Source organism: Dysgonomonas sp. 37-18, from assembly GCF_001899125.1.
Lineage (GTDB): Bacteria > Bacteroidota > Bacteroidia > Bacteroidales > Dysgonomonadaceae > Dysgonomonas.
On sequence record NZ_MKVC01000004.1, the window covers coordinates 127,623 to 139,893 of the forward strand.

General features: G+C 34.9%; 11 protein-coding genes and 2 tRNA genes. 8 read left to right on the forward strand and 5 right to left on the reverse strand.

What is annotated here, in order from left to right; all coding sequences use genetic code 11:
- Positions 1–55: 55 nt before the first annotated feature.
- The gene (locus BGO84_RS01585) at positions 56–1,567 is read right to left on the reverse strand and encodes a Do family serine endopeptidase (protein WP_291027051.1); all 1,512 of its coding nucleotides are present in this window, start codon (positions 1,565–1,567) and stop codon (positions 56–58) included.
- 562 nt (positions 1,568–2,129) lie between these two features.
- Between BGO84_RS01585 and BGO84_RS01590 the strand changes: the two genes are divergently transcribed.
- The 7 genes from BGO84_RS01590 (at position 2,130) to BGO84_RS01620 (ending at position 8,733) form a co-directional block, all read left to right on the forward strand.
- Positions 2,130–3,584, forward strand: a complete 1,455-nt coding sequence (locus BGO84_RS01590) for a sodium:solute symporter (protein WP_291027053.1) — start codon at positions 2,130–2,132, stop codon at positions 3,582–3,584.
- 43 nt (positions 3,585–3,627) lie between these two features.
- The gene (glpE, locus tag BGO84_RS01595; protein WP_135104346.1) at positions 3,628–3,936 is read left to right on the forward strand and encodes a thiosulfate sulfurtransferase GlpE; all 309 of its coding nucleotides are present in this window, start codon (positions 3,628–3,630) and stop codon (positions 3,934–3,936) included.
- A 102-nt stretch (positions 3,937–4,038) separates the two neighbouring features.
- On the forward strand, positions 4,039–4,707 hold the full coding sequence (locus BGO84_RS01600) for a hypothetical protein (RefSeq protein ID WP_291027054.1): 669 nt from the start codon (positions 4,039–4,041) through the stop codon (positions 4,705–4,707).
- Between the two features lie 227 nt (positions 4,708–4,934).
- Positions 4,935–6,782, forward strand: a complete 1,848-nt coding sequence (locus BGO84_RS01605; protein WP_291027056.1) for a 2-oxoacid:acceptor oxidoreductase subunit alpha — start codon at positions 4,935–4,937, stop codon at positions 6,780–6,782.
- A 4-nt stretch (positions 6,783–6,786) separates the two neighbouring features.
- A complete protein-coding gene (locus tag BGO84_RS01610; RefSeq protein ID WP_291027058.1) occupies positions 6,787–7,821 on the forward strand; it encodes a 2-oxoacid:ferredoxin oxidoreductase subunit beta in 1,035 nt (344 codons plus the stop codon).
- A gap of 108 nt (positions 7,822–7,929) precedes the next feature.
- Positions 7,930–8,325, forward strand: a complete 396-nt coding sequence (locus tag BGO84_RS01615; protein ID WP_291027060.1) for a VOC family protein — start codon at positions 7,930–7,932, stop codon at positions 8,323–8,325.
- A gap of 99 nt (positions 8,326–8,424) precedes the next feature.
- Complete coding sequence (locus BGO84_RS01620) at positions 8,425–8,733, forward strand: hypothetical protein (RefSeq protein WP_291027062.1); 309 nt, start codon at positions 8,425–8,427, stop codon at positions 8,731–8,733.
- 82 nt (positions 8,734–8,815) lie between these two features.
- Here BGO84_RS01620 and BGO84_RS01625 read toward each other — a convergent pair whose 3' ends face one another.
- Together BGO84_RS01625 and BGO84_RS01630 are read right to left on the reverse strand one after the other, a co-directional pair.
- Complete coding sequence (locus tag BGO84_RS01625; RefSeq protein ID WP_291027064.1) at positions 8,816–9,145, reverse strand: YnfA family protein; 330 nt, start codon at positions 9,143–9,145, stop codon at positions 8,816–8,818.
- A 165-nt stretch (positions 9,146–9,310) separates the two neighbouring features.
- Complete coding sequence (locus tag BGO84_RS01630; protein ID WP_291027066.1) at positions 9,311–10,132, reverse strand: hypothetical protein; 822 nt, start codon at positions 10,130–10,132, stop codon at positions 9,311–9,313.
- An 822-nt stretch (positions 10,133–10,954) separates the two neighbouring features.
- On the opposite strand from BGO84_RS01630, the gene BGO84_RS01635 reads away from it, so the two are divergent.
- Positions 10,955–12,019, forward strand: coding sequence for a type I restriction endonuclease (locus BGO84_RS01635; protein WP_291027068.1), 1,065 nt, complete (start codon positions 10,955–10,957; stop codon positions 12,017–12,019).
- A gap of 63 nt (positions 12,020–12,082) precedes the next feature.
- Here BGO84_RS01635 and BGO84_RS01640 read toward each other — a convergent pair.
- Together BGO84_RS01640 and BGO84_RS01645 are read right to left on the reverse strand one after the other, a co-directional pair.
- A tRNA-Leu gene (locus BGO84_RS01640) sits at positions 12,083–12,164 on the reverse strand.
- Between the two features lie 9 nt (positions 12,165–12,173).
- Positions 12,174–12,246: transfer RNA gene (locus tag BGO84_RS01645), tRNA-Gly, on the reverse strand.
- Positions 12,247–12,271: the final 25 nt, after the last annotated feature.

A 12,271-nucleotide genomic window follows, 5' to 3' on the forward strand; every position in this document is an offset into this window, starting at 1 on the left:
TAACATTATTGTTTTGAACTTAAGCGTTATTTATATTTTAATACGAATATGATACTTATTCGCTAAGATCTACCGCATAATATTTCCTTGCACCGGATGGGGTTATTCCGGATATAAACAATACTTTATCCTGACTGCCTGCTGTTGATGTGATAATGTTTTCTACCTGACTTGGAGATGATACAGGTTGATTATTTATCTTCTGAATAATAAAACCTTTGCTTATTCCTTCTTTATAGAATTTGCCACCATTATCAACACCTGCTACTTCAACACCATAGCTTACGCCCAGGTCTTTCTTCTTGTCTGCCGACAGTTCTTTAAACGCAGCACCTACAGCAGCTATACCGTCACCTTTTTTGACTACAGATGTATTGCCCGAACTGTTTTTGAGTGTAACATCGTAGGTCTTAGTAGAGCTTCCACGGATTACATCTACTTTGACCTTATCTCCCGGACGGAACCTGTTTACTTGATCTTGAAGTTCACTCACTCCCTTAACCTTCACACCATTGATAGCTGTAATCACATCTCCTTCTTCTAATCCTGCTTGTTTGGCCGGACTCATTTCTGCAAAACCACCAACATAAGCACCTTCATTTGCTTTAAGACCTTTTGTCTTGTCCGGATTAGCCTCTTTCGCTACAGAGATATCTTGAATCATAACACCCAACACAGCACGTTGCACTGTTCCGTATTCTTTTATGTCTGCTACAACTTTTCCTGCGATAGAGATAGGAACAGCAAAACCATATCCGGCAAAGTCACCAGTTTGTGAATAGATGGCAGTGTTGATACCGACTAGTTCTCCGTTTGTATTCACAAGCGCACCTCCACTGTTTCCTCTGTTAATAGCTGCATCGGTCTGTATAAACGACTGAATGTCTCCACTATTTGCACCAATACCACCACGACCTTTAGCACTTACAATCCCGGCGGTTACTGTAGATGTCAGATTGAAAGGATTTCCTACTGCCAACACCCATTCTCCTACTTTCAGGTTATCTGAATTACCAAATGGTATATATGCAAATTCATTCCCTTCTATTTTCAGCAAGGCGATATCTGTCTGCGGATCTGTACCGATTAGTTTAGCCGTAAACTTTCTATTGTCATTCAATGTAACCTCTATCTCATTTGCCTTGTCTATAACATGATTGTTAGTAACAATGTAACCATCCTTTGAGATAATAACACCAGAACCAAAGCCTACACTCGGTTGGGGAGTACCAAAATCCTGACCTCTATCACCAAATCCGAAAAAGTATTCGAATGGATCAATTGCCCTTTGACGCCCCTGCGCAGGAGCCTGTGATTTTACGGTTGATTTTATATGCACTACAGCATGTACCGAATTCTCAGCCGCCTTCGTAAAATCAGGGTATCCTTCCGCGGTCAAACTGGCGAGATGAACTCCTTTCTGATTAAACTCTCCCCCATAATTATAAAAGTCGGCTGAACTATATCCTCTACGATGATCCATAAAGGTATACATACCATAAGTAGCACCTATACTCACTAATGCAACCAAAGCATAGGTTGAAATATTTTTCCAAATCTTTTTCATATGCAAGTATCTTTAATTGTTTAATAACTGATTATTGTCGTTCAATTTATTTTCAAATTTAAATACAAAAACTGTACACTTGATGCAAGATAAGATTATTTTTTAACACTTTTAACCGAGTAAAAATCCTTTATTATTATTTTAACAATTGGGGCCGACTTTTTGTCTGATTTATAATCAAACAGTGCCTTTTTATTCCAAATAATATAGCATATCATTAACTTTGAAGAAAGTCTAGAGAAAGAGGTTAAATCAGGAAATACTCAGCACATAATAACATAAGCCTTTATCATACTTACTTGTTTATAAATACTCCTTTTAAGAAAAAATATATTCAACGAATTATTTTCAACTTCTTTATTTCTTACCTTTAGCCCTGCTTAATTATTTTAAGCAATACTTAAATAATTGATTCAGACATAGACCTATGCCAAATTGTCACTTCAATTATATTTTTCCACATTGGCAAATATAAGGATGACTGACATTGGCTTTGTAAGCAATACTGTCTACATAGAATCGTTTTACAGGAATATATAAAGAATATATAGCTAATCATCTTATGGGGATATACATACTTGTTATTATTGCAGTCTATTTTACGACGCTATTGGTTATTTCTCATTTTGTAAGCAAAAAAAGCAGTGATAATGAAGCATTCTTTTTAGGGAATAGGCAATCTCCCTGGTTTGTAGTTGCCATAGCGATGGTTGGCACATCTATCTCCGGAGTAACTTTTGTATCTGTTCCGGGAATGGTTGGCAAATTTGATATGACATACATGCAAATGGTGTTTGGTTTCACCATTGGATATTTCATCGTAGCCTTCGTATTACTCCCCCTCTATTACAAGCTAAATCTCACGACCATATATGGTTATTTAGAGAAGCGCTTTGGTTTTTATTCATATAAAACGGGAGCTTCTTTTTTTATCTTATCTAAAATCATCGGGGCTGCCGCACGCCTATACCTAGTAGCTATCATATTGCAAACACTTGTTTTCGATCAATGGAATATACCATTCTTCATTACCGTTAGCGGTATCATCCTACTCATCTGGGCGTATACATTCCGCAGTGGCATCAAGACCATCATATGGACAGACACACTACAAACTTCATCTCTGATACTAGGTGTTATACTCATAATATGGCAGGTTGCATCAAAGATGGACTTAGATATATCACAAGCAATAAATGTGATTAGCAACAACGAACATTCCCGCATATTTGTTTTTGACGATTGGGCTTCCCGTCAAAACTTTTTCAAACAATTCCTTAGCGGAGTATTCATTACAATTGTAATGACAGGGCTTGATCAGGATATGATGCAGAAGAACTTAACATGCAAGAGTCTAAAAGATGCACAAAAGAACATGGTAACATACGGATTTGCTTTTATCCCCATCAATCTGTTATTTTTATCTTTGGGTGTCTTACTTATATTGTTTGCAAGCCAATTTAATATCACCCTCCCCCAACATTCCGATCAGATATTGCCTGTTATGGCAACCGAATATTTAGGTTTTCCCGTACTTATATTTTTCACGATCGGTATAATTGCCGCCGCCTTCTCCAGTGCAGACTCGGCATTAACTGCATTAACAACATCTGTATGTATAGATATCCTTAATATCAAACGAGATAATGAAGAGCAAGCAAAGAAAATAAGAAAAAGAGTACATCAACTTGTGAGTTTGGCATTTTTACTGGTAATTCTTATCATAAATTCTATTCATCAAGAAAACGTATTGGATACTATTTACAAAGTAGCATCATATACCTATGGACCATTGTTAGGATTATTTTTCTTCGGTCTTTTCTCAAAAGTTAGCATACGAGACAAGTATGTGCCATACATATGCATACTTGCACCGGCATTAAGCTATCTCATTGAATTCCTTTCCCTAAGGTTATTTTCTTACACAGTAGGATATGAAATATTATTACTTAACGGGCTGCTAACTGCTATTGGATTATTGTGCCTGAAGCAGGATAAACAAACAACATCCGTATAGTTTTGTTATAATAGTATATATAAAATTAAAGAAGTAGACTATTATGGCATTTAAACATATCAATCCCTCTCAAGCTAAAGCATTATTGGTTGAGAATCACGCAGTACTTGTAGATATCAGAGATGAGCTAAGTTTTAGCCTTTCTCATGATGACCAAGCAATAAACCTTACCCAATCATCGCTTCCAAAATTTCTATCCGAGACAGAGAAAGATACTCCGGTATTAGTTATTTGTTACCATGGTAACAGTAGCCAACTAGCGGCAGATTTTTTATCGCAACAAGGATTCTCTGATGTATATAGCATTGATGGAGGATATGAAGAGTGGAAGGAACAAGAAATAAAAAGCTGAGCTTACAGTTTTCTCGAGACAATCACCTTTGTATACATCCTGAACTGATTATGTATATAGGATGTGTAATATTCATATTATTAATTTAAACCAGCCATATCGATGAAAAATAAACATTTTACAATTCTATGCCTGATACTTCTGCCGATGTTGTCATATGCACAAGATGACTCGGATTCTAAATTTTTATTTGAAAAGTTTGAGAAAGGAAAAGTAATATACAAGAAAGGAAGCACAACTACAGCCTCCTTCAATTATAATATATTTACAGGAAAAATGGTATTTATGGGAGATAATAACGTCATTATGGAGCTAGCGAACCCCTCCCTTATATCGTTTATTAATATCAATGACCGAGTCTTTGAACATATAAAAAACGATGAGTTTTATGAAAAAGTAAAACTTAATTCAGAAACCTTACCATTATATATAAAATGGTACTCTAGTTTTATATCTAAAGGAAAAACAGGAGCTTATGGTATGAGGTCTGTCAACAACTCCTCTACTGAAATGAAAAATATAAATCAAGACTTCAATGGTCACACCCCTGATTTGGTATTAGGTAAAGACGTTGTAAAACATCCGAAAAATTCATATTTTTTAAAAATAAAAGGAAAATTCCAGAAATTCAACTCTTTTGACTCTTTAGCAAAAATATTAAAAAAGCACGAGCTTGAGATAAAAGAGCAACTAAAGGAATCAAATTTTGACTTCAAAAATATTGAAGATGTAAAAAAGGCTGTTGAATATTGTTCTCAATTTGTTGAATGACATAAAAAAGAAATTCCAACTATGCTTTTTCTCTAAAAAATATAGAAAAACGTAATTTATTTTTAAATATAAGAACTCTATTAGTTTAGCCTATCCGAACATAGAAAAGTTTTATCAATAAAGTAGTATTATTTTGATATTTTTCATATAAATAAGTTTGTTTATTCATGAATACTTTTTTCCTTTGTTTAAGATTAAATAAATACTATCTGTTATTAAAGTAAGTAATGCAAAACACAGTAAAAATTAAGGACGTAAAAGACATAGTCGTACGTTTTTCTGGCGATTCGGGAGATGGTATGCAGTTAACCGGAACCATTTTCTCAAACCTCTCTGCTATCTTTGGAAATCAGATAGCTACATTCCCCGATTTTCCTGCAGAAATCAGAGCACCTCAAGGTACTCTGTATGGAGTTTCAGGCTTTCAAGTACATTTAGGTAATCAAATTTACAACTCAGGCGATATGTCTGATGTTTTGGTTGCAATGAATCCTGCTGCTTTGAAAGTAAACGCCAAATCATTGAAAAAAGATTCTGTTATAATTATCGATACAGACTCTTTCGGAAAACGTGATTTGGAAAAAGCTCTATTTGCTACCGAAGATCCATTTACAGAATTAGGACTGACAACACAGCAGATAATCTCCGTACCGATAACAACTCTAACGAAGAGTAGCCTCGAAGGTATGGAAATGGATATGAAATCTCGTGTCAGAAGTAAAAATATGTTTGCATTAGGACTTGTATGTTGGTTATTTAATCGTCCATTGGATGTAGCTAACCATATACTTTCTAACAAATTTGCAAAGAAACCGGTTTTGGTCGAAGCAAACCTTAAAGTACTAGCCGATGGATTTAATTACGGACATAATACCAATATGTCTATCTCTTCATATAGGGTAGAGACTGTAAATATTGACAAAGGATACTATATAGATATTAATGGAAATACAGCAACAGCATATGGATTGATCGCTGCTTCCGAAAATTCTGGTAAACCGCTGTTCTTGGGCTCATACCCAATTACTCCGGCAACAGATATTTTGCAAGAACTTGTTAAATTTAAACAGCTAGGAGTTAAAGCAATTCAGGTGGAAGATGAAATAGCTGGTGTATGTACGGCTATAGGCGCCAGTTTTGCAGGTAACTTAGCAGTTACATCTACATCAGGACCGGGTTTAGCCCTCAAAGGTGAAGCTATAGGATTGGCTGTAATGGCTGAATTGCCACTTATTGTTATCGATGTCCAACGAGGAGGCCCATCGACAGGCCTGCCAACTAAAACAGAACAAACCGACCTCAGACAAGCACTATATGGTCGCAATGGCGAAAGTCCTATTGTAGTACTGGCAGCAGCTAGTCCTACAGATTGCTTTGATATGGCCTATTGGGCATCTAAGATCGCATTAGAGCGTGTTATGCCTGTGATCTTGTTAACAGATGGTTATATAGCAAACGGTTCTTCGGCATGGCGTATTCCAGACTTAGACCAATATCCGACAATAACTCCGCATGATATATCGCAATACACAGGCAACGAATGGAATAGTGCGTTACGTAATGATGAAACAATGGTTCGCTACTGGGCTGAAGCAGGCTTAGAAGGTTATACACACCGTATTGGTGGACTTGAAAAAGACTTTAAAACCGGAGCCATCTCTACCGACGCAGCTAACCATCAAAAAATGACTGATGTCAGACAACAAAAAGTAGATAAAGTGGCGGATATAATTCCTCAACTGGAGCTAATTGGCGGAGAAGATGCAGAATTACTGGTTATCGGATGGGGTGGAACATACGGACATTTGCGAGAAGCTGTTGAAAAAATGAATATCCTCGGACATAAAGTGGCTTTAGCTCATTTCCGATTTATTAGTCCATTACCTAAGAATACAGAGTCGATACTCCGTAAATTTAAAAATATTATTGTTGCAGAGTTAAACAACGGTCAATTCGCCGGCTATTTGGTGGACAAAATCCCCGGATTGCAAGTATCACGTTACAACAAAGTGGAGGGACAGCCATTCGCTGTTTCCGAATTGATTGAAGCATTCACAAAGAAGTTAGGAGAGTAAAATTATGATAGATGTAAATTTAAAAATAGCCTCTTCTCATCAGGCTAAAGATTATAAAAGCGATCAGTATGTACGTTGGTGTCCGGGATGCGGAGACCATGCTCTTCTCAATTGCTTGCACAAAGCAATGGCTGAGTTGGGTATAGAGCCTCATAAAACAGCTGTTATATCAGGTATCGGATGCTCTTCTCGCCTGCCTTACTATATGAACACATACGGGTTCCATACCATTCACGGACGTGGGGCTGCCATTGCAACGGGTGTTAAAACAGCAAAACCAGAGTTATCCGTTTGGCTTGCCACAGGTGATGGCGACTGTCTTGCTATTGGAGGTAACCACTTTATACATGCAGTACGTCGTAATGTGGATATTAACATTTTGCTACTAAACAATAAAATTTACGGCTTAACAAAGGGGCAATTTTCACCAACATCTGACAGAGGATTTGTTTCTAAGTCTTCTCCTTTTGGGACGGTAGAAGATCCATTCCACCCTGTAGAATTAGCACTGGGAGCACGTGGAACCTTTTTTGCTCGTTGTATAGATGTCGATTTAGCTAACACGACTGAAGTTTTGACTTTATCGGCAAAGCATAAAGGCACTTCTGTTGTAGAGATATTGCAAAACTGTGTAATATTCAACGATGCAATCCACGATAATGTTGTAGACAGAGCATGGAGAGCCGAACGTACCATCTTGTTGAAACATGGAGAAAAGATGTTGTTCGGAGCAAACAAAGATAAAGGATTGGTAATTGACGGCTGGCAAATTAAGGATGTAATAATCGGTCAGAATGGTTATACAATCGATGATGTTTTGGTGCATGACGCTACGACGAAGGATGATACATTACACCTAAAACTAGGATTGATGTCTCCTCAAAATGGCCTACCTTTGGCACTAGGTGTTATTCGTGATGTAGAAGAGCCGACATACGACCAAGGTATAGAAGAGCAAGTAAAAGAAGTACAAGCTAAAAATCCGGTTCGTAAGCTTACAGATTACCTGATGAAACAGGATGTATGGGAAGTGAAATAATACAATATAGATATTAAACTTAAAAGCCTCTGATCTCTTATAAAGTTTCAGAGGTTTTTTAATTATTTGTCTCGTCCAGAAAAAAAATGACAATATAAAGTCAAAATCATGAAGCACATTAAACTCGCTCAAACAATTCTGTTTGTAGATAATCAAGAAAGAAGCAGTTTATTTTATCAAAAGATATTTCGCCAAGCTCCGGATCTTAATGTCCCCGGAATGACAGATTTTAATTTATCCGACCATTGCAAATTAGGCTTAATGCCTAACAACGGAATCGCCAGAATATTAGCAAATCAACTCCCCCACCCTCAGGATGGCAATGGAATCCCCAGATGTGAACTGTATCTGTATGTTGAGGATATTCAATTGGAGTTTGAAAATGCAATTAATAGTGGAGCAAAACTAATAAGTCCCATTATTGAAAGAAATTGGGGAGACAGAGCATGTTATTTCGCAGATCCCGATGGGCATGTAATAGCATTTGCTGAAAGAATCATTTAAAACAAGGTAAAATATCCACCTTCTATCTTATCTATTTGTATTTATTTTTACTTAACTTTATATCATATAACAGGTTTAATATACAAAACTCCCAATGCTATGGACGTAAAAGAAATTCAAGATAGTTATATGGAAAATTATAAGAAACTTAACGAGTCTTATAATAATCTTAATATCGTAGGTTTAGTAAATGATATTAACAAAGCGATATCCTCTTCCGATATTGAAAGTATAAATACCTATTTCAATAAAATTTCGGAGTGGAATGAGAATGTATCAAAATTACAAGGAGCAAGAATAGCTATAATTACTCAATATAAGTTCCTAAAACTCCCTTCTGTATCGGAATTATCAATTGTGTTTGATTTTGTAAACAAAGAATGGAAGTTTAATACTGACCCGGAATAGTTATCATTTTTACTTTTATATCTAAATAGCGTGTATTCTTTTAGCCAACAACAAAAAGAATACAATAATCGACTAGCATTTATTATTCGCGAGGAGAATAATAGATAATACAAACACCGATCAATGCAACCAGTGCTCCGATAATATCATATTTAGTAGGAATATATTTATCAAACACAAATGCCCAAAGAAGCGACAAAACGATGAAAAAGCCGCCATACGTTGCATAAACCTTTGCGAAATTAGACTCCTGAAAAGTAGCAACTATACCGTATGCGATCATGATAGCTCCACCAAGAATTCCATACCATAGAGGCTTGTCTTCTCTTATTGATAACCAAATAAGATATCCACCGCCAATTTCGCATATACCGGCAAGAATAAATATAAAAACAGACCTTAAAATATCCATAGATTTTTCATTTAAACAAGACAAAAGTATCAATTTATTTAAGAGAAACAGTCATCAGATTCATCTGGAGTACTAAAACAACGTTCTCTATAACAATATAAGATATTCCCTTAATAAAAAAGGACAACAAATGTTGTCCTTGTATAATTAAAGAATAAATTAAAATCAAAAATATACCCCCATAACCTTGGCTTCTTGGTATTCCACTCTAAAATCACTTTCCGGTAAGGGTGGCGTTCCACAAAACGTCATATTAGGAACATGATATTTAACCGGATATCCATTTTCATTGTAAGTGTGGGTTATCTTAAAGGTGGTAGGTGTTTGCTCTTTTCCTTCCTCATTTAAGTAAGATACTTGTATTTGAGTATAATTATTATAAATAAGAGTAGCGTCCAGCATAGTCACCAAAAACCACTGAGGTGTATTCACAGAGCTATATATACCATTATGAACATCATAGGTGTATGAATAATAATTGTTGTTAAAGTCGTTCTTTATCAAATTACCCTTCTGATCGTATTGGTAATTATATTCTATCGATGTATCTCTGTTATTTGCATAATATTGCTTCATTTTCAACACCCTACCTTGTGTATCAATGTCAATGTATCGTGTATTGTATTTATCCTGAACTACTATCTGCAATTCGTCATAAGTTATTGTATAAGTATAACTTTCGCCTTCTGAGGATTCCTGTGTAGCTTTATCTACACGCCCCAGTGCATCGTATTGTATTTTAAGTTCACTGATCTTAGATAGCTTTTTATCTGATTTAGAAAAATAACTACAACTTATAAGGCGATTGTAATCGTCGTATACGAACACTTTCTGACCACCATTCTTTTCTCCGGAGATTTTTACCGGCAATAATTGTGCAGAAGTTCCACCCGGAAAATTCTGTATACTGTTATCATCCGAGCATGCTACAAATAATAAACAGACCAGCACAAGGCATAATTTAAAATACGAACTTATGTTTTTCATTATAATATATATAAGGGTTACTACTTCTCTTTATAATATATAGATGATTGTCTTCTATAAAAAGTTGCATGCGAAAGTAAAATTCACAGCTCCCTCATAAATAATTATTTAGCAAATACTTAATAAAATTTTAATCGAAATGAAATAATCATATAATACATTTGATTAAACAAAAACAATTTATGCTATGGATATTAATGCTGTTAATTTGGTTATGCTGAGTGTAGTGGTAGTATCCTACCTTGCCTTTCTAGTTTATTGCATCTTAAATAATTTATTTAAAGGGAAAAAGCATTGAATCTTTTATTAAAGTCTATTCTATTTACTTCACGAAGAAATTATGCTACTCCTTTTTCACTTCAGATTTTGTAAATAAATATTTATAGAATCCCTCTGAATATTTTTTAGTTTCGGGTACTAGTACCAAAATGTTTATTTTAAATAAATTTTCTTAAATTTATTTGATTTATATTTTCCTTTTATCTACTTTTGAAAAAGGACTAAACACCTTGATATAAAAAGGTTATATCATCAAGATCCAAACATGAAGACATTGTTAATCCTAAAAAATTAATTCTTTATAAGTGAAAGGTTAATTGGTAAAATCCATTTGATTTGAATTATTTTTGTAGATAATTCAATTTATCAAGCAAATAATTAATCAAAGATTTGAACTCGGATCAGACTTCTTGACATTCCTTAAATCTATTTTCAGAATATATTGATTTTATTATAGACTTAAACAAAATGAGGAAACTATTTTAATTTAGAACAAAACATCTAATAGCTCATTTTGAAGATTAATTTTAAACAAATGATACCATGGACTTCAAAGATCAAATCAAACAGCTTTCAGACAGAGCCGAAAAACTAAAAGACAGCCTTCAAACAGAAGAAGCGACTAAAAATGCTTTAATTATGCCTTTTCTTCAAGCAATGGGTTATGATGTGTTCAATCCATTAGAAGTAATGCCAGAGTTTACTTGTGATATAGGAACTAAGAAGGGAGAAAAGATAGATTATGCTATATTCAGAGATAATCAGCCTGTAGTTTTAGTAGAGTGCAAGCACTGGAAGCAAGACCTGACCTTACATGACAATCAGTTGTTGCGTTACTTCCATGTATCAAATGCTAAATTCGGATTATTGACTAATGGAATAGTCTACAAGTTCTATACAGACCTTGAAACTCCTAATAAAATGGATGAGAAGCCATTTCTTGAAATCAATTTATTTGATCTCAAAAGTAACACAGTCGAGGAATTAAAAAAATTCCATAAAACATATTTTGATGTTGATAATATATTGAGCTCTGCAAGTGAATTAAAATACACAAGTCAGTTGAAAATGGTTATTAACAACGAATTCTCAAATCCGAGCCCTGAGTTTGTTAAATTATTTGCAAAACAGGTTTATGATGGTGTTATCACCCCCAAGCTATTAGAACAATTTACATCTTTAGTCAAAAAATCTATTTCAGGTTTAATTAGTGATACTATTTCAGATCGTCTGAAAACGGCTTTAAAAACAGAAGTTGCCCAAGAAGAGCAACCAGAACAACCAGAATCACTAATTGTTGAAGATAAAAACAATGGTATAGTTACTACAGAAGAAGAACTAGAAGGCTTCATGTTGATTAAGGCTATACTTCGAGAAGTTGTAAATGTATCGAGAATAACATATAGGGATGCTCAAACTTACTTTGCAATAATATTTGATAATAATAATCGAAAACCTATAGTCCGATTGTATTTTAACTCACCTACAAATAAATACATTGTAACTTTTGATAAAGAAAAAAAGGAAACAAGGCACAATATATCTTCTTTAGATGATATATACCAATATGCCAATGAAATAAAAGAAGTGATTAAAAACTATATATAAAGAACAAGGAAAAACCCCTTTGATTATTTGTAGATAAATCAAAGGGGTTTTAAAATTAATCAGTGCGCATGAAGGGACTCGAACCCCCACGACCGTAGGTCACTGCCACCTGAAGACAGCGCGGCTACCATTACGCTACATGCGCATTTTTTCGAGCGAAAAACGGGGCTCGAACCCGCGACCCCAACCTTGGGAAGGTTGTGCTCTACCAACTGAGCTACTTTCGCAATCGGTGTTGTAAAATTAGTATAT

Coding starts and splice junctions, on each gene's coding strand:
- BGO84_RS01605 (WP_291027056.1), top strand. CDS start 4,935: ATGCAAAACACAGTAAAAATTAAGGACGTAAAAGACATAGTCGTACGT.
- BGO84_RS01585 (WP_291027051.1), bottom strand. CDS start 1,567: ATGAAAAAGATTTGGAAAAATATTTCAACCTATGCTTTGGTTGCATTA.
- BGO84_RS01630 (WP_291027066.1), bottom strand. CDS start 10,132: ATGAAAAACATAAGTTCGTATTTTAAATTATGCCTTGTGCTGGTCTGT.
- BGO84_RS01625 (WP_291027064.1), bottom strand. CDS start 9,145: ATGGATATTTTAAGGTCTGTTTTTATATTTATTCTTGCCGGTATATGC.
- glpE (WP_135104346.1), top strand. CDS start 3,628: ATGGCATTTAAACATATCAATCCCTCTCAAGCTAAAGCATTATTGGTT.
- BGO84_RS01615 (WP_291027060.1), top strand. CDS start 7,930: ATGAAGCACATTAAACTCGCTCAAACAATTCTGTTTGTAGATAATCAA.
- BGO84_RS01600 (WP_291027054.1), top strand. CDS start 4,039: ATGAAAAATAAACATTTTACAATTCTATGCCTGATACTTCTGCCGATG.
- BGO84_RS01590 (WP_291027053.1), top strand. CDS start 2,130: ATGGGGATATACATACTTGTTATTATTGCAGTCTATTTTACGACGCTA.
- BGO84_RS01635 (WP_291027068.1), top strand. CDS start 10,955: ATGGACTTCAAAGATCAAATCAAACAGCTTTCAGACAGAGCCGAAAAA.
- BGO84_RS01620 (WP_291027062.1), top strand. CDS start 8,425: ATGGACGTAAAAGAAATTCAAGATAGTTATATGGAAAATTATAAGAAA.
- BGO84_RS01610 (WP_291027058.1), top strand. CDS start 6,787: ATGATAGATGTAAATTTAAAAATAGCCTCTTCTCATCAGGCTAAAGAT.